This window comes from Streptococcus oralis, assembly GCF_001578705.1.
GTDB classification, from domain to species: Bacteria; Bacillota; Bacilli; order Lactobacillales; family Streptococcaceae; genus Streptococcus; species Streptococcus oralis_J.
This window is the reverse complement of record NZ_KQ969037.1, coordinates 1,156,690-1,179,362: the sequence shown is the minus strand read 5'-3', so window position 1 is coordinate 1,179,362 and position 22,673 is coordinate 1,156,690. Positions and strand designations below refer to the sequence as shown.

At 43.0% G+C, this 22,673-nt stretch carries 23 protein-coding genes; 21 read left to right on the top strand and 2 right to left on the bottom strand.

All coding sequences use genetic code 11. The features are described 5' to 3' along the window. Positions 1 to 32: 32 nt before the first annotated feature. The 7 genes from rpoC to recA all read left to right on the top strand — a co-directional run bounded on the left by rpoC (position 33) and on the right by recA (position 9,156). Positions 33 to 3,698 (top strand): DNA-directed RNA polymerase subunit beta', encoded by a 3,666-nt coding sequence (gene rpoC, locus SORDD05_RS05805; protein ID WP_061417736.1) that lies wholly within the window; start codon positions 33 to 35, stop codon positions 3,696 to 3,698. A gap of 205 nt (positions 3,699 to 3,903) precedes the next feature. After that, positions 3,904 to 4,527 (top strand): hypothetical protein, encoded by a 624-nt coding sequence (locus tag SORDD05_RS05800; RefSeq protein WP_081102463.1) that lies wholly within the window; start codon positions 3,904 to 3,906, stop codon positions 4,525 to 4,527. 103 nt (positions 4,528 to 4,630) lie between these two features. Then, positions 4,631 to 5,074, top strand: coding sequence for a tRNA (adenosine(37)-N6)-threonylcarbamoyltransferase complex ATPase subunit type 1 TsaE (gene tsaE, locus SORDD05_RS05795; protein ID WP_061417733.1), 444 nt, complete (start codon positions 4,631 to 4,633; stop codon positions 5,072 to 5,074). Further along, positions 5,064 to 5,585 (top strand): GNAT family N-acetyltransferase, encoded by a 522-nt coding sequence (locus SORDD05_RS05790; protein ID WP_061417730.1) that lies wholly within the window; start codon positions 5,064 to 5,066, stop codon positions 5,583 to 5,585. The genes tsaE and SORDD05_RS05790 overlap by 11 nt, the downstream gene beginning before the upstream one ends. A gap of 4 nt (positions 5,586 to 5,589) precedes the next feature. Continuing rightward, positions 5,590 to 6,624 carry a glycopolymer--peptidoglycan transferase LytR gene (brpA, locus tag SORDD05_RS05785; protein WP_061417727.1) on the top strand — a complete coding sequence of 345 codons (1,035 nt, stop codon included), beginning with the start codon at positions 5,590 to 5,592 and terminating at the stop codon, positions 6,622 to 6,624. A gap of 73 nt (positions 6,625 to 6,697) precedes the next feature. Further along, entirely contained in the window at positions 6,698 to 7,954 is a 1,257-nt protein-coding gene (locus SORDD05_RS05780; RefSeq protein WP_061417722.1) for a competence/damage-inducible protein A, read from the top strand. Between the two features lie 83 nt (positions 7,955 to 8,037). After that, entirely contained in the window at positions 8,038 to 9,156 is a 1,119-nt protein-coding gene (gene recA / locus SORDD05_RS05775) for a recombinase RecA (RefSeq protein ID WP_061417719.1), read from the top strand. Positions 9,157 to 9,212: 56 nt separating this feature from the next. Here the strand turns inward: recA and SORDD05_RS05770 are convergent, their stop codons facing one another. Further along, a complete protein-coding gene (locus tag SORDD05_RS05770) occupies positions 9,213 to 9,767 on the bottom strand; it encodes a GNAT family N-acetyltransferase (protein ID WP_061417716.1) in 555 nt (184 codons plus the stop codon). A gap of 109 nt (positions 9,768 to 9,876) precedes the next feature. Between SORDD05_RS05770 and SORDD05_RS05765 the strand changes: the two genes are divergently transcribed. After that, positions 9,877 to 11,247: an MATE family efflux transporter gene (locus tag SORDD05_RS05765; RefSeq protein WP_061417713.1), complete on the top strand. Its 1,371-nt coding sequence runs from the start codon at positions 9,877 to 9,879 to the stop codon at positions 11,245 to 11,247. A 96-nt stretch (positions 11,248 to 11,343) separates the two neighbouring features. After that, complete coding sequence (locus tag SORDD05_RS05760; protein ID WP_061417710.1) at positions 11,344 to 12,060, top strand: YebC/PmpR family DNA-binding transcriptional regulator; 717 nt, start codon at positions 11,344 to 11,346, stop codon at positions 12,058 to 12,060. A 47-nt stretch (positions 12,061 to 12,107) separates the two neighbouring features. Here the strand turns inward: SORDD05_RS05760 and SORDD05_RS05755 are convergent, their stop codons facing one another. Further along, positions 12,108 to 12,806, bottom strand: coding sequence for a CD20-like domain-containing protein (locus SORDD05_RS05755; protein WP_038804170.1), 699 nt, complete (start codon positions 12,804 to 12,806; stop codon positions 12,108 to 12,110). Between the two features lie 192 nt (positions 12,807 to 12,998). On the opposite strand from SORDD05_RS05755, the gene SORDD05_RS05750 reads away from it, so the two are divergent. From SORDD05_RS05750 to SORDD05_RS05695, 12 genes are all read left to right on the top strand, one after another. Continuing rightward, positions 12,999 to 13,460 carry a MarR family winged helix-turn-helix transcriptional regulator gene (locus tag SORDD05_RS05750; RefSeq protein WP_061417706.1) on the top strand — a complete coding sequence of 154 codons (462 nt, stop codon included), beginning with the start codon at positions 12,999 to 13,001 and terminating at the stop codon, positions 13,458 to 13,460. Beyond that, the gene (locus SORDD05_RS05745; protein WP_061417703.1) at positions 13,444 to 15,213 is read left to right on the top strand and encodes an ABC transporter ATP-binding protein; all 1,770 of its coding nucleotides are present in this window, start codon (positions 13,444 to 13,446) and stop codon (positions 15,211 to 15,213) included. Before SORDD05_RS05750 ends, SORDD05_RS05745 begins: the two co-directional genes overlap by 17 nt. Continuing rightward, entirely contained in the window at positions 15,203 to 16,963 is a 1,761-nt protein-coding gene (locus SORDD05_RS05740; RefSeq protein WP_061417700.1) for an ABC transporter ATP-binding protein, read from the top strand. The genes SORDD05_RS05745 and SORDD05_RS05740 overlap by 11 nt, the downstream gene beginning before the upstream one ends. Before the next feature lie 96 nt (positions 16,964 to 17,059). Further along, complete coding sequence (locus SORDD05_RS05735; protein WP_061417697.1) at positions 17,060 to 17,563, top strand: phosphatase PAP2 family protein; 504 nt, start codon at positions 17,060 to 17,062, stop codon at positions 17,561 to 17,563. A 113-nt stretch (positions 17,564 to 17,676) separates the two neighbouring features. Next, on the top strand, positions 17,677 to 18,123 hold the full coding sequence (locus tag SORDD05_RS05730) for a LytTR family DNA-binding domain-containing protein (RefSeq protein WP_000776588.1): 447 nt from the start codon (positions 17,677 to 17,679) through the stop codon (positions 18,121 to 18,123). A 5-nt stretch (positions 18,124 to 18,128) separates the two neighbouring features. Beyond that, entirely contained in the window at positions 18,129 to 18,803 is a 675-nt protein-coding gene (locus SORDD05_RS05725) for a LiaF transmembrane domain-containing protein (protein WP_061417695.1), read from the top strand. A 105-nt stretch (positions 18,804 to 18,908) separates the two neighbouring features. After that, on the top strand, positions 18,909 to 19,097 hold the full coding sequence (gene rpmB, locus SORDD05_RS05720; RefSeq protein WP_001140948.1) for a 50S ribosomal protein L28: 189 nt from the start codon (positions 18,909 to 18,911) through the stop codon (positions 19,095 to 19,097). A 152-nt stretch (positions 19,098 to 19,249) separates the two neighbouring features. Beyond that, on the top strand, positions 19,250 to 19,615 hold the full coding sequence (locus SORDD05_RS05715) for an Asp23/Gls24 family envelope stress response protein (RefSeq protein ID WP_000216441.1): 366 nt from the start codon (positions 19,250 to 19,252) through the stop codon (positions 19,613 to 19,615). A gap of 2 nt (positions 19,616 to 19,617) precedes the next feature. Beyond that, positions 19,618 to 21,285, top strand: a complete 1,668-nt coding sequence (locus SORDD05_RS05710; RefSeq protein WP_061417692.1) for a DAK2 domain-containing protein — start codon at positions 19,618 to 19,620, stop codon at positions 21,283 to 21,285. Between the two features lie 123 nt (positions 21,286 to 21,408). Continuing rightward, positions 21,409 to 21,615 carry a hypothetical protein gene (locus tag SORDD05_RS05705; protein ID WP_000390699.1) on the top strand — a complete coding sequence of 69 codons (207 nt, stop codon included), beginning with the start codon at positions 21,409 to 21,411 and terminating at the stop codon, positions 21,613 to 21,615. Beyond that, positions 21,612 to 21,806, top strand: a complete 195-nt coding sequence (locus SORDD05_RS05700) for a hypothetical protein (protein ID WP_000709167.1) — start codon at positions 21,612 to 21,614, stop codon at positions 21,804 to 21,806. Before SORDD05_RS05705 ends, SORDD05_RS05700 begins: the two co-directional genes overlap by 4 nt. Then, positions 21,793 to 22,668 (top strand): ABC transporter ATP-binding protein, encoded by an 876-nt coding sequence (locus SORDD05_RS05695; RefSeq protein WP_061417689.1) that lies wholly within the window; start codon positions 21,793 to 21,795, stop codon positions 22,666 to 22,668. The genes SORDD05_RS05700 and SORDD05_RS05695 overlap by 14 nt, the downstream gene beginning before the upstream one ends. Positions 22,669 to 22,673 lie beyond the last annotated feature (5 nt).

Genomic DNA, 22,673 nt, shown 5'->3' with positions numbered 1-22,673 from the left:
GCAGTTCACTTAGAATAGAAAGGGAAGAAATAGTGGTTGATGTAAATCGTTTTAAAAGTATGCAAATCACCCTAGCTTCTCCAAGCAAAGTCCGTTCATGGTCTTATGGAGAAGTCAAAAAACCTGAAACAATCAATTACCGTACGTTGAAACCAGAACGTGAAGGACTCTTTGACGAAGTCATCTTTGGTCCTACAAAAGACTGGGAATGTGCTTGTGGTAAGTACAAACGCATTCGTTACAGAGGGATTGTTTGTGACCGCTGTGGGGTTGAAGTAACGCGTACAAAAGTTCGTCGTGAGCGTATGGGGCACATCGAGTTGAAAGCTCCTGTATCTCACATCTGGTATTTCAAGGGGATTCCAAGTCGTATGGGCTTAACCCTTGATATGAGCCCTCGTGCCCTCGAGGAAGTTATCTACTTTGCGGCTTATGTGGTGATTGATCCTAAGGATACACCACTTGAGCACAAGTCTATCATGACAGAGCGCGAATACCGTGAGCGCTTGCGTGAGTATGGCTATGGATCATTCGTTGCCAAGATGGGTGCCGAAGCTATCCAAGACCTTTTGAAACAAGTAGATCTTGAAAAAGAAATTGCTGAACTCAAAGAAGAGTTGAAAACAGCTACTGGACAAAAACGTGTCAAAGCTATCCGTCGTTTGGATGTTTTGGATGCCTTTTACAAGTCTGGAAATAAACCTGAATGGATGATTCTCAACATCCTTCCAGTTATTCCACCAGATCTTCGTCCAATGTTGCAGTTGGATGGTGGCCGTTTTGCCTCATCTGACTTGAACGACCTTTACCGTCGTGTTATCAACCGTAACAACCGTTTGGCTCGCTTGCTTGAGTTGAATGCACCAGGTATCATCGTTCAAAATGAGAAGCGTATGCTTCAAGAAGCGGTTGACGCTTTAATTGACAACGGTCGTCGTGGTCGTCCGATCACAGGACCAGGTAGCCGTCCACTGAAATCATTGAGCCACATGCTTAAAGGTAAACAAGGACGCTTCCGTCAAAATTTGCTCGGTAAACGTGTTGACTTCTCAGGACGTTCCGTTATCGCCGTTGGTCCAACTCTTAAGATGTACCAATGTGGTGTGCCACGTGAAATGGCGATTGAACTCTTTAAACCATTCGTCATGCGTGAAATCGTTGCCCGTGACATCGTGCAAAACGTCAAGGCAGCTAAACGCTTGGTAGAACGCGGAGACGAACGTATCTGGGATATTCTTGAAGAAGTAATCAAAGAACACCCAGTGCTTTTGAACCGCGCACCGACCCTTCACCGTTTGGGTATCCAAGCCTTCGAGCCAGTCTTGATTGATGGTAAGGCCCTTCGCTTGCACCCACTTGTCTGTGAAGCCTACAATGCCGACTTTGACGGGGACCAAATGGCCATCCACGTACCGCTTTCAGAAGAAGCTCAAGCAGAAGCTCGTATCTTGATGTTGGCTGCTGAGCATATCTTGAACCCGAAAGATGGTAAACCAGTTGTTACTCCTTCTCAGGACATGGTTTTGGGTAACTACTACTTGACCATGGAAGAAGCTGGTCGTGAAGGTGAAGGAATGGTCTTCAAAGACCGTGACGAAGCTGTTATGGCTTACCGCAATGGTTATGTTCACCTCCACTCACGTGTTGGTATCGCGACAGATAGCCTCAACAAACCTTGGACTGAAGAGCAAAAACACAAGGTCTTGCTGACAACAGTTGGTAAAATCCTCTTCAACGACATCATGCCAGAGGGGCTACCTTATTTGCAAGAACCTACAAATGCCAACTTAACAGAAGGTGTTCCAGCTAAATACTTCTTGCCACTAGGTGGAGATATCAAGGAAGCAATCAGCAATCTTGAACTTAACCCTCCGTTCAAGAAGAAAAACCTTGGAAATATCATCGCTGAAATCTTCAAACGTTTCCGTACGACAGAAACTTCTGCCCTACTTGACCGCATGAAGAACCTCGGTTACCACCACTCAACTCTTGCAGGTTTGACAGTGGGTATTGCCGATATCCCAGTTGTTGAAGACAAGGCTGAAATCATCGAAGAATCACACAAACGTGTAGAACAAATCACCAAACAATTCCGTCGTGGTATGATTACAGACGATGAGCGCTACAACGCTGTTACAGCTGAATGGCGTGCAGCCCGTGAAAAATTGGAGAAACGTTTGGTTGCCAACCAAGATCCTAAGAACCCAATCGTTATGATGATGGACTCTGGAGCCCGTGGTAACATCTCAAACTTCTCACAGCTTGCCGGTATGCGTGGTCTGATGGCCGCTCCGAACGGACGTATCATGGAATTGCCAATCCTTTCAAACTTCCGCGAAGGTTTGTCAGTACTCGAAATGTTCTTCTCAACTCATGGTGCCCGTAAGGGTATGACCGATACGGCCCTTAAGACAGCCGACTCAGGTTACTTGACTCGTCGTTTGGTTGACGTTGCCCAAGACGTTATCATTCGTGAGGACGACTGTGGAACAGACCGTGGTCTCTTGATCCGCTCTATAGCAGAAGGAAAAGAGATGATCGAGTCTCTCGAAGAACGCCTCAATGGTCGTTACACTAAGAAAACTGTTAAACACCCAGAAACTGGTGCAGTGATCATCGGTCCAAATGAGTTGATTACAGAAGACAAGGCGCGTGAAATTGTCAATGCTGGTGTGGAAGAAGTGACTATCCGTTCTGTATTTACATGTAACACTCGTCATGGTGTCTGCCGTCACTGTTACGGTATCAACTTGGCGACTGGTGATGCGGTTGAAGTTGGTGAAGCAGTTGGTACAATCGCTGCCCAATCTATCGGGGAACCTGGTACACAGCTTACAATGCGTACCTTCCACACGGGTGGGGTTGCCTCAAATACCGATATCACTCAGGGTCTTCCTCGTGTCCAAGAAATCTTTGAAGCCCGCAATCCTAAAGGGGAAGCGGTCATCACTGAAGTCAAGGGTGAGGTCACAGCAATCGAAGAAGATGCTTCAACTCGTACCAAGAAAGTCTTTGTTAAGGGTGAAACTGGTGAAGGTGAGTACGTGGTGCCATTTACAGCACGTATGCGTGTCGAAGTTGGAGACCAAGTCTCTCGTGGTGCAGCATTGACAGAGGGATCTATCCAACCAAAACGTCTCCTCGCTGTTCGCGATGTCTTGTCAGTTGAAACCTACCTCCTCGGTGAGGTGCAAAAAGTTTACCGTAGCCAAGGGGTAGAAATCGGTGACAAACACATTGAGGTAATGGTTCGTCAAATGATTCGTAAAGTTCGTGTCATGGATCCAGGTGATACAGATCTTCTCATGGGTACCCTCATGGATATCAACGACTTTACAGATGCCAACAAAGATGTTCTTATCGCAGGTGGAGTTCCAGCGACTGGTCGTCCAGTCCTTATGGGAATCACCAAAGCCTCACTTGAAACTAATAGTTTCTTGTCAGCGGCTTCCTTCCAGGAAACAACTCGTGTCCTTACAGATGCAGCTATCCGTGGTAAGAAAGATCATCTCCTTGGACTCAAGGAAAATGTTATCATCGGTAAGATCATCCCAGCAGGTACTGGTATGGCTCGCTACCGTAACCTTGAACCACAAGCTATCAATGAAGCAGAATATCTGGCTCCAGAACAAGAAGATTCAGAACTTGCTCCAGTAGATGAAACTGTGGAAATCCAAGTTGAAGAAACAGTAAAATAAGAAGCAAATAAGGGAACCTTCGGGTTCTCTTTTGTTTTACACCTCTGCCTATTGGGGTTAGGTGAGCACGACGCAATATCTCTCAAAACGCTTCAACTATTTTTCATTTTTGTCAGTTGAGCGTCAAAATTGGACATTTGAGACGAGAGGGGAATTTTTATCTTTCTCGCAGAGTATAATCATGTATACGAAGGGAGAACTGAAAATGATAAAATCAATTCGCATCTTATTGTTGCTGGCTTTGATCCAGATTAGTCTGAGTAGCTGTTTACTGTGGAAGGGAGCCATCTTAACCTTAAAGCAATCAAGCGCCTATTTTCTAGTGTTTATCGTATTGGCATCAGGTCTGTGCGCAGGGATGAATTTCTTTTATACTCGAGATCAGGATGTTCATAGCATTATAAACAGTCAGAAAAAAGTGAAACTATTTTATAGTATCTTGTTGGTTTTAAACCTAGTAGGCGTCTGTCTGGTGTTGTCGGAGACTATTTTAACACAGACAGCTGTTCAGCAAGAGCTGGTAGATCTTTTCTTGCCCTCCTTCTTTTTCTTGTTTGGGATTGATTTACTTGTCTTTTTACCATTTGAAAAATACAGCCGAGATTTGGGAACCACTCTCAATAAGAAAAAAACAGTTATCCTGACAGTTCTCGCAACCTTGCTGTTCTTAAGAAATCCAATGACGGTTTTATCTATTGTTTTTTATGTTGGTTTAGGCTTCATTTTTGCTCGGTTTTTGTTTCCAAAATCTATGAGAAGAGAATTTTCTTTTTACGGTCATGTGATCCGAGATATTTTACTTGTTAGCGCCATGTGTATATTCTTCTAAAAACGCTTTTCTATCAATAAAAATTCCTTATTTTACCAAATTTATTATAGTAAGTTTGTAAAGAAAATTTACATAAAATAGAACTTTTTGGTATAATAGTAGCATGTACACAAAAAATGAAGAAGAGCTGATCAATCTGGGAGAACGCCTAGGAACCTTGCTCCAAAAAAATGATGTTTTGATCCTGTCTGGTGAATTGGGTGCTGGTAAAACAACCTTTACAAAGGGTCTTGCCAAGGGCTTAGGGATTCGTCAGATGATCAAAAGTCCAACCTACACCATCGTGAGAGAGTATGAGGGTCGCCTTCCGCTCTACCACTTGGATGTCTATCGGATTGAGGGGGATGCTGATTCGATTGACTTGGATGAGTTTCTCTTTGGTGGTGGAGTGACCGTTATCGAGTGGGGACATCTTTTGGGTGAGGATTTACCAGATTCCTACTTGGAGTTGGAACTCTTGAAAGAGGCTGAGGGTCGTCGCCTCTATTTTACCGCTCAGGGTTCTCGTGCTGAGGAATTGATTAAGGAGCTTCAAGATGGAGTATGAACTTTGTATTCGTGAGGCTGAAGCTCAGGATGCTGCTGCTTTGGTTGCATTCTTGGATTTAGTTGGTCAGGAGACAGATTTCACCAGTTTGGATGAAAATGGTATCCTGATGACAGAATCTGAAATGGCGCTTTTTATTGAAAAGCAAGCGACTTCAGATAATCAAATCACTCTCCTAGCCCTCCTGAATGATGAAATTGCAGGTGTTTTGAACATCACGGCAGAGCAACGTATACGGATTCGTCACATCGGGGATATCTTTTTGGTCATCCAAAGGAAGTTTTGGAATCATGGCTTAGGAAGCATACTCCTTGAAGAGGGAATTGAGTGGGCTAAAACTAGTGGAGTTCTGCGTCGTTTGCAGCTCAGTGTACAAAAGCGCAACGAGGCAGCTATCCACCTCTATTCAAAATTTGGATTTGTTACAGAAGGCTTACAAGAAAGAGGAGCCTATTTAAAAGAAGGGATATTTTTAGACGTTTACCTGATGGGTAGACTGATAGATAAATGATAAGATGGTAAAAAAAATAATCGGAATGCTATTAGCTTTTCTAACAGTAACGGCTTTAGGTGTAGGTGCGTATGCCTATACTATTTATTATCAAGGAACTGAAACCTTAAGTAAAAAAACTTATAAGAAAATTGGTGAAGAAACCAACGTTATCGAAGCGACAGAGCCTTTAACTATTCTCTTGATGGGGGTGGATACGGGAAATGTGGAACGTACAGACCCCTGGGCGGGGAATAGTGATTCCATGATTCTTCTGACAGTCAATCCGAAAACCAAGAAAACCACTATGATGAGTTTAGAACGGGATATTTTGACCAAGATTGAGACTGGAAACGGTCAAGTTCAGGAAGCCAAACTCAATGCGGCCTATGCCAATGGCGGTGCAGAGTTGGCTATTTCAACAATTCAAAAAATGATGAACATTCATATCGATCGTTATGTGATGGTCAACATGCAAGGACTCCAACAGCTAGTTGATGCAGTTGGGGGCATCACAGTAAATAACACACTCGGTTTTCCAATTTCGATTGCTGATCAGGAAGAATTTAATAAAATCTCGATTGGAGTCGGTGAGCAAACTTTGAATGGTGAGGAAGCCCTGGTCTATTCACGGATGCGTTATCAGGATCCTGAGGGAGACTATGGTCGTCAAAAACGTCAACGTGAAGTCATTCAAAAGATTATGGAAAAGGTCTTGAGCCTCAATAGTATCAGTCATTATCAAGCTATCTTAAAAGCGCTTAGTGATAATATGCAGACAAATGTTGATTTGTCTGCCTCCAGTATCCCACAACTACTTGGTTACCAAGATTCCTTTAAAAACATCGAAACTCATCAACTTCGTGGTGAAGATGCTGAGTTGCAAGGAATCTCTTACCAAATCGTAACGAGAGAGCATATGCTAGAAATGCAAAATCTCTTGCGTCGTTCCCTAGGGAGAGAGGACGTAGCAGAGTTGGAGACCAACGCTGTTCTGTATGAAAATCTTTATGGTCGAACAGCACCTTCCACAAATGCTTCAAACGAAGAGATAGAATAAAACAAAGAATCAAATCGTGGGACTTTCCTGCGATTTTTTCAAAAAGAATCCGAATAGATAGGTAGGAGGAAAGATGAAAGCAGAAATCATTGCTGTAGGAACGGAAATTTTAACAGGGCAGATCGTCAATACCAACGCCCAGTTTTTATCAGAAAAGCTAGCAGAAATTGGAGTAGATGTCTACTTCCAAACAGCTGTCGGAGATAATGAAGCGCGTCTCATGTCCTTGCTAGAGATTGCGAGCTCGCGTAGCAGTCTAGTCATTTTGACAGGGGGGTTGGGACCAACTGAGGATGATTTGACCAAACAAACTCTGGCAAAATTTTTGGGAAAAAACTTAGTGTTTGATCCTCAAGTACAAGAAAAACTGGATATCTTTTTTGCTCATAGACCTGACTATGCTCGGACACCAAATAATGAGCGCCAAGCACAAATTGTAGAAGGGGCAACTCCACTGCCAAATGAGACAGGTTTAGCAGTAGGAGGGGTGTTGGAAGTGGATGGCGTGACCTATGTGGTCCTTCCAGGACCGCCAAGCGAGTTGAAACCCATGGTCTTAAATCAACTCTTGCCTAAGCTGATGACAGGCAGCAAGCTGTATTCCCGTGTGCTCCGTTTCTTTGGGATTGGTGAAAGTCAGTTGGTGACCATTTTGGCGGATTTGATTGACCATCAAACTGATCCGACCTTAGCTCCTTATGCCAAAACGGGAGAGGTAACCTTGCGCTTGTCTACAAAAGCAGTCAGTCAAGAAAAGGCTGATCAAGCATTGGACACCTTGGAAAATCAAATCTTAGATCGCCAGACTTTCGAGGAACTTTCTCTTCGAGACATCTGTTATGGATATGGGGAGGAGACCAGCCTAGCAAGTGTCGTTGTAGAAGAGCTAAAGAAGAGACAGAAAAGCATTACTGCGGCAGAAAGCTTGACCGCAGGTCTTTTTCAGGCTACTTTAGCAGACTTTTCGGGCGTTTCAGCCATCTTTAATGGCGGTTTTGTCACTTACAGCCTAGAAGAAAAGTCCAAGATGTTGGATATTTCCGAGCAAGAGCTAAAAGAGCACGGGGTCGTTTCTGAGTTTACGGCTCGAAAAATGGCAGAGCAGGCTCGACTCAAGACTCAGTCTGACTACGGAGTTAGTTTGACGGGTGTGGCAGGACCAGATAGCTTAGAGGGGCATCCAGCTGGTACAGTTTTTATTGGACTGGCACATGCGAAAGGGACAGAGGTGATCAAGGCTAATATTGCAGGGCGGAGCCGAGCAGATGTTCGTCAGATTGCGGTCATGCATGCCTTTAACCTAGTTCGCAAGGCTTTATTAAGTGACTAACTTTTGATATAATAGTAGATAGGTCTTAGGACTATTAGAATACAGGAGAATAGAATGGCGAAAAAACCAAAAAATTAGATGAAATTTCAAAAAAGTTTGGAGCGGATCGTGAAAAAGCCTTGAACGATGCCCTTAAATTGATCGAGAAAGACTTCGGTAAAGGCTCAATCATGCGCTTGGGTGAGCGTGCGGAGCAAAAAGTGCAAGTCATGAGTTCAGGTTCCTTGGCTCTTGACATTGCTCTTGGTTCAGGTGGTTATCCTAAGGGACGTATCATCGAAATCTATGGGCCAGAATCATCTGGTAAGACAACAGTTGCCCTTCACGCTGTCGCGCAAGCACAGAAAGAAGGTGGTATTGCAGCCTTTATCGATGCGGAACATGCGCTTGACCCAGCCTATGCTGCGGCCCTTGGTGTAAACATTGATGAGTTGCTCTTGTCACAACCAGACTCAGGTGAGCAAGGTCTTGAAATTGCAGGGAAATTGATTGACTCAGGTGCAGTTGACCTCGTCGTTATCGACTCAGTTGCTGCCCTTGTACCTCGTGCAGAAATTGATGGAGACATTGGAGACAGCCACGTTGGTTTGCAGGCTCGTATGATGAGCCAAGCCATGCGTAAACTCGGAGCTTCTATCAATAAGACTAAAACAATTGCCATCTTTATCAACCAATTGCGTGAAAAAGTTGGGGTCATGTTTGGAAACCCAGAAACAACCCCTGGTGGACGTGCTTTGAAATTCTACGCTTCAGTCCGTTTGGATGTTCGTGGAAGCACACAAATCAAGGGAACTGGTGACCAAAAAGATACCAATGTCGGTAAGGAAACCAAGATCAAGGTCGTGAAAAACAAGGTGGCTCCACCATTTAAGGAAGCCTTTGTTGAAATCATGTACGGAGAAGGAATTTCTAAGACCGGTGAGCTCTTGAAGATTGCAAGCGATTTGGATATCATCCAAAAAGCAGGAGCTTGGTACTCGTACAAAGGTGAAAAAATCGGACAAGGATCTGAAAATGCTAAGAAATACTTGGCAGATCACCCAGAGATCTTTGATGCCATCGACCATCAAGTTCGTGTTCAATATGGCTTGATTGAAGATGAAAAAGGGACAACCCCTACTTCTGTCGCTGAAGATCTGGCACCTAACCAAGAAGTAACGCTTGACCTAGGCGATGGACTTGAAATCGAAATTGAAGAATGACATAAAAAGTAGCAGTTCCTATCTGCTACTTTTTATGTTTGTTTCAGATGAAAGAACTAATGATCACTGAAACGACGATACTCGATATGAAAGTCGAAATAATGCTCATCCTGTAACTTTTGGAAGATGTCGCGATAGGCTTCCTCATCGAAATGGTCGCCACGGTAGAGAATTTCAAAACTCAAACCTTCGTACTCTAGAAAAGCGTTGGCTGTTTTGAAACCATTTTGGTGATAGAAATCCATGCGGGCCTTTCTCTGCTCCAAGTTATTGCATTCTTCATCCAATCGCTCGACTTCCAGCAACATGGTTCGCTGGTAAAAATCAGTCAGCTTTTCGATGATTTCCTTTCCGTACCCATGGCTCCTCAAGTGAGGCATGATGGCAAAAAAGCTGATATAGAAGGCTTTTTGATTGGAGATGGAGAAGGCAAAGCCAACAAACTCTTCTTCGTTATAAAAGGCAAAAAAGTGCGCGTCATCTCGGTCCTGATAGCGTAAGAACTCTGACAGAGGGACTCGTTCTTCCTCGGGGAAAGCTTCCTTGTTTAGCTTTTCAACCTTATCAAGATCTGGAAACACATCGGTTATTAATTGACTGGTCAAACTCATAAGTGACCTCCTTTTCTTGATTATAGCAAATTGTTTCTCTGTAAGCAATTGATTTTAAGAAAGCCAAGCAATCCTTGTCGCTCCTCTAGAAAGCTGATATAATAGCTTTATGAATAAGAAACGATCCGTGGACCTGATACATGGTCCTATTCTTCCTGCGCTGTTAAGCTTTGCCTTTCCAATCTTGCTGTCAAATATTTTTCAGCAACTCTATAATACAGCTGACGTCTTGATTGTTGGGCGTTTTCTTGGTCAAGATTCCTTAGCTGCAGTAGGGGCGACAACGGCCATTTTTGACTTGATTATAGGCTTTACTCTAGGTGTTGGAAATGGCATGGGGATCGTCATTGCCCGCTATTATGGAGCTCGTAATTTCACTAAAATTAAAGAAGCAGTAGCAGCAACCTGGATTTTAGGAGGGCTTCTCAGTATTTTGGTCATGCTGATGGGCTTTGTCGGTCTGTATCCACTCCTGCAATATTTAGATACTCCTGCAGAAATCCTTCCTCAATCCTACCAATATATTTCTATGATTGTGACTTGTGTAGGTGTCAGCTTTGCTTATAATCTCTTTGCAGGCTTGTTGCGGTCCATTGGTGATAGTCTAGCAGCTCTTGGCTTTCTGATTTTCTCTGCCTTAGTCAATGTGGTTCTGGATTTGTATTTCATTACGCAACTGCATCTGGGAGTTCAATCTGCGGGGCTTGCTACCATCATTTCGCAAGGCTTGTCAGCGGTTCTCTGCTTTTATTATATTCGCAAGAGCGTTCCAGAACTGCTCCCTCAACTTAAGCATTTTAAATGGGACAAGGCCTTGTATGCGGATCTCTTGGAGCAAGGTTTGGCTATGGGGTTGATGAGTTCGATTGTGTCTATCGGTAGTGTGATTTTACAATCCTCTGTCAATACCTTTGGTGCTGTGATTATTAGCGCCCAGACAGCGGCTAGACGCATTATGGCCTTTGCTCTGCTTCCGATGACGGCTATTTCTTCTGCCATGACAACCTTTGCTTCTCAGAATCTCGGGGCTAAGCGACCAGACCGCATTGTTCAAGGACTTCGAATCGGTAGTCGTTTGAGCATGTCCTGGGCAGGTTTTGTTTGTATTTTCCTCTTTTTTGCCAGTCCTAGCTTGGTTTCCTTCTTGGCCAGTTCAACGGATAATTACTTGGTAGAAAATGGTAGCCTCTACCTGCAAATCAGTTCAGTCTTTTATCCGATTTTGAGCCTTTTGCTGATTTATCGGAATTGCTTGCAGGGATTGGGGCAGAAAATCTTACCACTTGTTTCCAGTTTTATAGAACTAATCGGGAAAATCGTTTTTGTGGTCTTGATTATCCCTTGGGCAGGGTATAGGGGAGTTATCCTTTGCGAACCCCTTATCTGGGTTGCCATGACCACCCAACTGTACTTTTCACTTTTCCGCCATCCCCTGATAAAAGAAGGCAAGGCAATCTTGGCAGCCAAAGGACAATCCTAGCTGGATTTGCTGAATAAAATCCATTTCCTCTAGTGAAAATCGAAAAAACTTGTGTTATAATAAGAAAGATTAAAATGTGAAAAAAGGAGATTCCTAATGGGACGTAAATGGGCCAATATCGTAGCCAAGAAAACGGCTAAAGATGGAGCTAACTCTAAAGTATATGCAAAATTTGGTGTAGAAATCTATGTAGCAGCTAAAAAAGGTGATCCAGACCCAGAATCAAACACTGCTTTGAAATTCGTTATCGATCGTGCCAAACAAGCCCAAGTGCCGAAACACGTTATCGATAAAGCGATTGATAAAGCAAAAGGAAACACAGACGAAACCTTTACAGAAGGACGTTACGAAGGATTTGGACCAAATGGTTCTATGCTGATCGTTGATACCTTGACTTCAAACGTCAACCGTACAGCTGCGAACGTTCGTGCTGCATTTGGTAAAAACGGCGGAAACATGGGTGCTTCAGGTTCAGTTTCATACCTCTTTGACAACAAGGGTGTGATCGTATTTGCAGGTGAAGACGCTGATGCGGTCTTTGAGCTTTTGCTAGAAGCAGATGTGGATGTGGATGATGTAGAAGCAGAAGATGGAACAATCACTGTTTACACAGCTCCAACAGACCTTCACAAGGCTATCGTTGCCCTTCGTGAGTCTGGCATCGAAGAATTCCAAGTGACTGAATTGGAAATGATTCCTCAGTCTGAAGTGGAATTGTCAGGCGAAGACCTTGAAACCTTTGAAAAACTTTACAGCGTCCTTGAAGACGACGAAGACGTACAGAAGATCTATACCAACGTAGATGGATTCTAATAGAAAAGCGAACAGACTTGCTAGCTGTTCGCTTTTTATATTTGAGATTAGATTCTGGTTCCAGAATCTCTTTGCTGCTGGCTTTCTCCTAGGCCTACAGCTATTTTATGAACGAGTAAGAGTTGACCATTATCCTGTTTTACAAAGGTTAGAGTAACGGTTTTGATTCTATCATTAATGCCAATATAGGTAATTTTCTTGGTGTCGTAGCCCTCAATGATTGAATCAAATTCGGAATTTGGTAGTCCGTGTTTTTTGATAATATCCTTGTAGTTGGTACCACCTTTTCCTTTATTGTCAAGGTCACCTTCGATTAAGGCGTCGAACTGTTCTTGGGTCCAGGTGAAGGTATCGTCTTCTTCCTCTTCAGGGATGGAATAGGCGCTATCATCTGTCAAGTCGCTTTCTTCTTCGCGTTCCATTGAGGAACTTGCCTCCCTATAGGAACGGTTAAACTCCCTGGCAAACTCTTTGTAGACATTAGCGTACAGTATCTGGGTCGTAAAGAAAAGTACAACAGAAGCAATTGCTAGGGATGTTCCGATAATGGCCATCGTTTTCCGTTTTTTAAGGTTGACGATAAGGCCGATAATGCCCAAGATCAAAGCGACAATAGCGATGAAAAACGATAGATAGTTAATAAACGGAATCCAAGACCCTAAAAGTGCGATAGCTCCAAAAATAGTTGCTAAAATTCCTAAAACTTTTTGTTCTTCTGGTTTCATTTGAAAGTTTTCTCCCTTCATCGAGTGAATGGATTTCTATCCATGGTAGTTAGTGCTTATTATAGAAAAAATATTGCATAATGTCAATTTGTGCCAAAATAGTTCTCTAGGAAACTTTTTTCTTGACATCTCTTCTGAAAGTGATAAAATAGTTCTCATGGAAACTTAAATAGTTCTTGTGAGAACTATTTAAAGGATAAGAAAGGAGCAATCATGGACAAGCCGATGTTAATGTTTAAACGTTTTGGACACCAGGTTCATCTGATGGTACAGAAAGAAGCCAAGCGATGTGGCATTGAATTTATGGGTGGACCGCAAGGGCAGGTTCTGCGATTTTTAGATTTTCAAGAACAGTCTAAAAATCTGGTCTTGATTAAAGATATCGAGCAGGAACTCAATATTACCAAATCTGTTGCGAGTAATCTAGTCAAGCGCATGGTACAAAATGGTTTGGTTGAGTTAGAGGCGAGCCCGAGCGATAAGCGGGCAAAATTTGTTCGCCTGACGGAGAAATCGCGTTCGCAGATGCAAAAAGTTAAGGAATTTTTTGATCGGATCGATCAGATTCTGCTAGAGGGTGTTTCAAAGTCAGACTTGGCAATATTTGAAAAAGTTCTCGGTCAGTTGCAAAAAAATGTTGAGAAGATAGGAGGAGAAGATGAAGAAACTCGCTAAACGTATTACAGGAAAAGAGTGGGGGATGATTGTCCTTACGATTCTTTTCACTTGTTTCTCGGTCTATCTCGAGTTAGAAGTGCCGACCTATATTTCGCAAATTACAGAATTACTGGGAACGTCTGGAACGCAGTTGGGTGAACTCTGGTCACCAGCTGCGAAGATGATTGGTTTGTCTTTATTGGCTTTCTTTTCATCTGTTATGGTTGGTTTCTTTGCCGCTCGTGTTGCAGCATCCTCTACAACCCATCTACGTAGAGACGTATTTCATCGTGTTTTAGATTTTTCGCAGACAGAGATCAAACGTTTTTCAATCCCCAGTCTCTTGACTCGGACGACCAATGATATTACCCAGGTACAGATGCTCTTTACCATGGGCTTGCAAGTGGTCACTCGTGGGCCAATTATGGCTATCTGGGCCATTGGAAAAATCCTTGGGAAATCGGAATACTGGCTCTGGGCGGTCGTTGTGGCTGTTATTGTGAATGTCTTGATGACCACCGTTCTCATGACTCTGGCCTTTCCAAAACAATCGGTCATCCAAAAATTGACAGATAAACTCAATAGCATCACTCGTGAAAGTTTGACTGGGATTCGAGTTGTTCGCGCATACAATGCGGAAGATTACCAAGATGAAAAATTTGAAGCAGCCAATGATGAAGTGACGCGCCTCAATCTCTTTGTCAATCGATTGATGGCGATTATGAACCCGATTATGATGGGGATTTCAAGTGGATTGAGTTTAGCCATTTACTGGATTGGTGCCTATATCATCAACGACGCAAGTTTGACAGAACGTCTGCCGCTCTTTAGTGATATGGTGGTCTTCATGTCCTATGCAATGCAGGTCGTGATGGGCTTCCTTCTCATGGGAGCACTCTTTATCGTTCTTCCTCGTACCTTGGTTTCGGCAGGACGTATCAATCAAGTATTGGATCTGCATTCTTCTATTGAAAATCCTAGTCATGCACAGACAGCGGATCCTTCAGTTCAAGGACAAGTGGAATTTCGTGATGTAACTTTCCGCTACTCTAAAAACTCAGAAGCAGTCGTGGAACATGTCACTTTCAAAGCAGAAGCGGGTCAAACCGTAGCCTTCATCGGATCGACTGGATCAGGAAAGTCTACGCTTGTCAACCTCTTGCCACGTTTTTACGACGTTTCAGATGGACAAATCCTAGTGGATGGTGTCAATGTGCAAGATTATGACTTGGAAGATTTGCGCAATAAGGTCGGCTATATTCCTCAAAAAGCAGTCCTCTTTTCTGGAGATGTCAAGGGGAACTTGGACTTTGGTAAGAGCAAAGAAACTCCTCTAAGCGAAGCTGCTATGTGGCAAGCCCTTGAATTGGCCCAGTCTAAAAGCTTCATCGAGGACAAGGAAGCAGGACTTGCATCAGAAGTAGCCCAAGGTGGAACCAACTTCTCAGGAGGTCAAAGACAGCGTTTGGCCATTGCGCGTGCCTTGGCTCGTAAACCAGAGATTCTCATCTTTGATGATTCTTTCTCAGCCTTGGACTATAAGACAGATCGTGTCCTACGCCAAGAGCTAGCTGAGAAAACAAAATCCATGACCAAGCTCATCGTAGCGCAGCGGATTTCTACCATTATGGATGCTGACCTGATTTTAGTACTGGATCAAGGTAAAGTTGTGGGACAAGGCACCCACAAGGAACTTCTAGCTACCAACGAAGTCTACCAAGAAATTGCCTACTCACAACTATCGAAGGAGGAATTGGAACATGGAAAATAAAAAAGTTTCGGTCTGGAAACAGTGCAAACCTTATATGGCAGGCCTCCAACTCCCTCTCCTAATAGCAGTTTTGGCTGCGGTCATTTCAAGCATCATTACCGTTTATGGGCCAACTAAGATTAAGGAAATTACAAACTTAATTTCAGATGGTTTGATGACTGGAATTGATTTAGAGGCTGTGTCAAGTATTGCTAGCTTTTTAGTGATTCTCTATGTATTTGGCGCCATCCTTAACTATACACAGGCCTATATCTTTTCAACGAGCATTCAGCATTTTTCAAAACGCTTGCGGACAGCAATCGCTGAAAAAATCAATCGTTTGCCACTTGGCTATTTTGACCGTCATTCACAAGGAGATACCCTTTCGCGCGTGACCAATGATGTGGATACGGCAGCGCAATCTCTCAACCAAAGTCTAGGGACAGTTCTTTCAGCTAGTTTCTTGTTGATTGCTGTCTTGGTGACCATGTTTGGGATGAACTGGATTTTGGCATTGGTAACCGTTGTATCAACCCTTGTTGGTTTTGCGGCGGTTTCCGTAATCATGGCCAAGTCACAGGGTTATTTTAAAGCCCAACAAAATAATCTAGCAGCCGTCAATGGTTATGTGGAAGAGATGTACTCTGGCCATAATGTAGTGACCAGCTACAACGCAGTGGACACCTCCAAAGCGAGATTTGCAGGGTTAAACCAAGACTTGCATGACAGTATCTGGAAATCTCAGTTTATCTCTGGTATCATGATGCCAGCCATGTTCTTTGTTGGGAACTTTAGTTATGTCTTAGTCATCATCGTTGGTGCCGCGCTGGCGTTAGAAGGACATATCACGATAGGGATTATTGTAGCCTTTATGGTTTACGTACGGACCTTCTCCCAACCTCTGTCACAGATTGCCCAAGGGATTACGAGCCTGCAACAAGCGAGTGCAGCCATGACTCGTGTATTAGAATTTCTAGCTGAAGCAGAGATGCAGGATGAATCTCATAAGGAAAGACAATTGGCCCATATGAAAGGGGAAGTAGTCTTTGATCATGTGTCCTTTGGCTATACACCAGAGCGCACCATCATCCATGACTTTTCTGCGACAGCTCATGCAGGTCAGAAAGTCGCGATTGTTGGACCGACTGGAGCTGGTAAGACAACCATTGTCAATCTTTTGATGAAGTTTTATGAGATTGATAAGGGAAGCATCCGTATCGATGGTGTGAATACCAAGGACATGAAGCGTTCGGAAGTACACGATGCCTTTTCAATGGTCTTGCAGGACACTTGGCTCTTTGAAGGAACCATTCGAGAGAACCTGATCTATAATCAGACAGACATCAGTGATGAACGAATGATAGAAGCCAGCAAGGCTGTGGGAATCCACCACTTTATCATGACCTTGCCAGACGGTTACGACACTATCTTGGACGATACCGTGACCTTGTCTGTCGGACAAAAACAGCTCTTGACCATTGCTCGTGCCCTTCTCAAGGATGCACCGCTCTTGATTTTGGATGAAGCGACATCCTCAGTCGACACACGTACAGAGGAATTGATCCAAAAAGCTATGGACCGTTTGATGGAGGGAAGAACTTCCTTTGTCATTGCCCACCGCTTGTCAACCATCCGTAATGCCGACTTGATTCTTGTCATGAAAGATGGCAATATCATCGAACAAGGCAACCATGAGGAACTGATGGCACAAGGTGGCTTCTACGCTGACTTATACAATAGTCAATTTACAGAAGACGAAGCAGAAGAATAAATCAAAAGAAGGCTTGACGGTCTTCTTTTTCTGCACTATACTAGAAGACAAATGTCTCACCAGTAGACAAAAACAAGGTAATGAATGAGAAATTTAATGAAAAATTATCAAGAATGGTATCGAAATATCAGCTCCAGACTCACCAGTCATCCCACTCTTTTATTTCTGTTACGCAGTTTCAATCGTTTGATGACAGTTGCCATGCCCCTGGTCTACCTGACCTTGCTAGTCACTACTTACCTGCAACTAGGACTTGGTCAGCAAGTTGGGGTTTATGTGCTTATCCCTGCAACAGGTTTTGTAATTTTGTCTCTTTTCCGTAAGAAAATCACCCACCCGCGACCTTATGAAACTTGGGACATTAGTCCTCTGCTTGAAAAGGATAGTTCGGGACAGTCGATGCCCAGTCGCCATGTCTTTTCGGCAACCATCATTTCCATGGCCTGTCTGCATGCTAGTCTACCTGTTGGCTTAGCATGCTTGATCTTTTCAGCTTTGCTGGGCTTGGTGAGGGTTTTAGGAGGTGTTCATTATCCCAAGGATGTCTTGGTTGGCTATGCTTGTGGTCTGGTGTGGGGATTCCTTTTCTTCCTATTCTGATATGTAAGTTAAGCTAGTCCTACAACCACTTACAGGCTCAGATTGACCACTTGCTTTTTTGCCCTTGTTTTCCTATCCTAGCTTTGATATAGTAGAGTCAGAAAGGAGATGTGATGAAGTTACGAATTGAGATTGACGGCAATTTAGAGGAGACTGAAATTGTCATCAAGACCCCCACTTTGACAGATGAAATTGCAGATTTGCAACGACTCTTGCAAGAGTCAAAGGCTCCGAGGTTGACTTTTTACAAGGGGACAGGTGAATATTATCTAGACCTGTCAGAAATTCTCTTCTTTGAAACAGAAGGGAGTAAGATCTATGCTCATAACCAGAAGGAAGCCTATGAAGTACGTCTCAAACTTTATGAGTTGGAGTCCATCCTGCCTCGCTATTTTATTCGAGTATCCAAGTCAACTATCGCAAATATCCGTCAGATTTACTCAGTGGACAAGTCCTTTTCAGGAACGGGCACCATTTCCTTTTATCAGACGCACAAGGAGGTTCATGTCTCACGGCATTACCAATCCCTCCTAAAAGAAAATCTAAGAAACATGAGGTAAAAAACATGAAAAAGAAAGCATTTGGTATTGTTTTATTGGTTTTAGCAGCCTGGATCTTGCTGCAAGGAAATTTTGGTATTCCTTCTTTGGATGGTAAAATATGGCCTTTGATTGGTATCGCCTTTTTTGCCTACCAGTCAGTTGAAGCTTTGCTTCGTCGTCACCTGACATCGGCAGTTTTTACCGCTCTAGTAGCCTTAATGATTGCAAATCATTTTTATAACATTTTGCCAATCCCAAACCAGTCTTTGTTTTGGGCTAGCATCTTAGCAGTGCTAGGTGTCGGCTATCTCACTCACTCAAGTAAGTTTTGGTATGGCAAAAAATGGTGGTACAGTGGTGAGCGAACAGTCATCACGGATAAGGAAGTCGCTTTTGGTAGTGGAACCTTTTATAAACAAGATCAAGATCTTGTAGATGACCAAGTGGAAGTCGCTTTTGGTGACGCAAAAATCTACTATGATAACGCAGAGATGTTAGGTGATTTTGCCACTCTGAATATCGAAGTGGCTTTTGGTAATGCAACTGTCTATGTTCCACAACACTGGCGTGTAGACTTGAAAGTAGAAACATCCTTTGGTGCAGCCAAGGCAGACGCTCCTGTAGCTCCAACAAGCAAAACCTTGATTATTCGCGGGGAAGTTGCTTTTGGTAAACTTGGTGTTGTTTACGTCAAATAAAAAAATATTTTAATTCTCTTGATAAATTCAAGAAAGTGTGATAACATAGTACGGTATGTGGTGCTAGCACATCCGCTATATTAGATCTAATAGGAGGAAAATACAATGGCTAAAGTATGTTACTTTACAGGTCGTAAGACTGTATCAGGAAACAACCGTTCACACGCGATGAACCAAACAAAACGTGCCGTAAAACCAAACCTTCAAAAAGTTACTGTTCTTATCGATGGTAAACCTAAAAAAGTTTGGGCTTCAGCTCGTGCTTTGAAATCAGGTAAAGTTGAACGCGTTTAATAAAAATGAAAAGGCCACTTAGGTCTTTTTCTTTTGCTCGATAGATAAAACCATTTGAAAAATAGAGTAAATATCCGCCGATACAGCATTCTGCTTTTACACTTGGAATGAAATATGATAAAATAAAGTATCAACTAGTTGAGGTAAAAAAAATGACTGTAAAAATTAATACAAAAGATGGTCAAATCGAACTGACAGATGAAGTGATTGCAACCGTTGTAGGTGGTGCAGCAACTGAGATTTTTGGTGTGGTCGGTATGGCTAGCAAAAATACCCTCAAAGATAATTTCCAAGCCCTCCTTGGTAAGGAAAATTATGCAAAAGGTGTTGTCGTGAAGGCAGCCGAAGATGGCAGCATTGCAGTTGATGTTTATACCGTCTTGAGCTACGGAACAAAGATTAGTGAAGTCTCAAAAAACATCCAAGAGCGTGTTCGTTTTAGTTTGGAAAACCAACTAGGAATCACTGCTCAGACTGTGAATGTCTACATTCAAAATATCAAAGTTGTAGGAGAATAATCGTGTCAAAAATTACTACCAGCTTATTTCAAGAAATGGTGCAGGCTGCATCAACTCGTTTGAATAAGCAAGCTGAATATGTCAATTCATTAAACGTCTTTCCAGTTCCAGATGGAGATACTGGGACAAACATGGGAATGACCATCGAGAATGGTGCCAAAGAAGTAGCAGACAAGCCAGCTTCTACAGTTGGAGAAGTGGCGAGCATTCTTGCTAAGGGGCTCTTGATGGGTGCGCGTGGAAACTCAGGAGTTATCACGTCTCAACTTTTCCGTGGCTTCTCCCAAGCTATCAAAGATAAAGACGAATTAACAGGTCAAGACTTGGCTCTTGCCTTCCAATCTGGTGTCGAAGTAGCCTACAAGGCGGTTATGAAACCAGTTGAGGGAACTATTTTGACAGTTTCTCGTGGTGCGGCCATTGGGGCTAAGAAAAAAGCCGAGGAGACAGATGATGCTGTTGAGGTCATGCGTGCAGCCTTGGAAGGTGCTAAGAGAGCTCTGGCTAAGACTCCTGATATGCTCCCAGTCTTGAAAGAGGTTGGTGTCGTGGACTCTGGTGGTCAAGGTTTGGTCTTCATCTATGAAGGTTTCCTTTCAGCACTCACTGGTGAATACAGCGCTTCTGAGGACTTTGTAGCGACCCCTGCCAACATGAGTGAAATGATCAATGCTGAACACCACAAGTCAGTTGCTGGACATGTGGCAACAGAAGATATCACTTTTGGTTACTGTACTGAGATTATGGTTGCCCTTAAACAAGGTCCAACTTATTCTAAGGACTTTGACTATGATGAATTTCGTAACTACTTGAATGACCTTGGGGACTCGCTCCTTGTTGTCAACGATGATGAGATTGTCAAAGTTCACGTCCATACAGAAGATCCAGGTCTTGTTATGCAAGAAGGGCTTAAATATGGTAGCTTGGTCAAGGTTAAAGTGGACAACATGCGCAACCAACACGAAGCACAAGTTGAAAAAGAAGCAGCACAAGTCAGCAAGCCAGCTGAAGAGAAGGAATATGCCCTTATCGCAGTAGTAGCTGGTCAAGGTTTAGCAGATATCTTCCGTGCCCAAGGTGTGGATTATGTTATCGAAGGTGGTCAGACGATGAACCCTTCAACAGAAGACTTTATCAAGGCTGTTGAACAGGTCAATGCTCGCAACATCATCTTCTTGCCGAACAACAAAAATATCTTTATGGCAGCTCAGTCTGCGGCTGAAGTGCTTGAACAACCTGCTGTTGTTGTAGAAGCTCGTACCCTTCCTCAAGGTTTGACGAGCCTTCTTGCCTTTGAGCCAAGCAAATCAATCGAAGAAAACAAAGAACGCATGACTGCAGCCCTTGGCGATGTCGTAAGCGGAAGTGTAACTACTGCCGTTCGTGACACAACTATCGATGGTTTGGAAATCCATGAAAATGACAATCTTGGTATGGTTGATGGGAAAATCCTTGTGTCAAACCCTGACATGCACCAAACCTTGACTGAGACTTTGAAACACATGTTGGACGAAGATAGTGAAATCGTGACTTTCTATGTCGGTGAAGACGGAAGCGAAGAACTTGCCAATGAAATTGCCCAAGAAATCGCAGAAGAATTTGAAGATGTTGAAGTAGAGATTCACCAAGGTCAACAACCTGTATATCCATATCTTTTCAGTGTGGAATGAAAATTTAATAGATTAAAAGAAAGTTGATTTTTCAACTTTCTTTTTTTATGACATTTGTCATATTTCCTAGTGACAGAAGCATCTAGCACCGCTAACTTCAAAAGACTATAATTGAAGTAGAAACTGGAGGAAGAAGAAATGAAAAATAAAATGATTGTCGCAGTGAGTTTAGTAGCAGCAGGAGTTATGACCTATCTCATGTTTTCAGGATTGGACGAGGGTTTCTACCATTTTCCTTGGGAGCTCTTTGCTGGCTTTGGAATGATGTCTTGGCTTATCAGAGAAGGTTTGAAATTGGTCAGAGATGTGAAAAAGGAGTTTGAGGAATGAAAAAAGCAATCATCTATTTCTTTATCGGCCTGTCACTCTTGGTATGGTTAGTGGAAATGTTTACTGGTTGGTTTGACCAAACCGTGCTTCGCCAATTCATTCGTGGTGCTTGGGGTTTTGGATTTATGATTTTCGTTGTTTTCCCTATGGGAATGAAGTGGTTGAAAGGAGAATCTCATGACTGTGATTAAAGTTGAGAAATTGAGTAAGAAAATAAAAGACAAGGAGATCTTGCGGAACATATCCTTTGAAATCAACGATGGTGAATGTGTCGCCTTGATCGGGCCTAACGGAGCAGGAAAGACAAGCTTGATTGATTGCCTCTTGGGCGACAAGTTCATGAGTTCAGGTCAGATCGCCATTCAAGGCTTTGCACCAACAGATCCTCGATTAAAACAGCTTATTTCTGTCTTGCCCCAAGAAAATGCAGTTGTCCAAAGTTTGAAAGTGAAAGAACTCCTATCATTTTTCAAGTCACTTTATTCTGACAGTCTTTCAGACAAAGAAATTGATGACTTGCTGAGATTCTCAGACAAGCAGAAAAATCAGCTAGCGGGCAGGTTGTCTGGTGGGCAAAAACGTTTGTTCTCTTTCGTGTTGACTTTAATAGGTCGTCCGAAAATTCTATTTTTAGACGAGCCAACTGCTGCCATGGATACCTCGACACGTCAGCATTTTTGGGAAATTGTCAATCAGTTAAAGAAAAATGGTGTCACCATTGTCTATTCTTCCCACTATATCGAAGAGGTAGAGCATACGGCTGACCGCATTTTGGTTCTCCACAAGGGAGAATTGATTCGCGATACGACGCCTTATGCCATGCGTGGTGAAGAACAAGAAAAACACTTTACCGTACCTCTAATCTATCAGGATTTTGTCAATACCCTGACTATAGTTCAAGAGCTTGAAATCAAGCAAAATGCTCTTTCCTTCACAACCAAAGAAGCCAGTCAGGTATGGAAAGTCTTGCAAGAACAGGGCTGCACGATCGAAGAAATTGAAGTTCGTAATCGAACTCTCTTAGACAGTATCTTCGAAACGACTCAAGACTAAAGGAG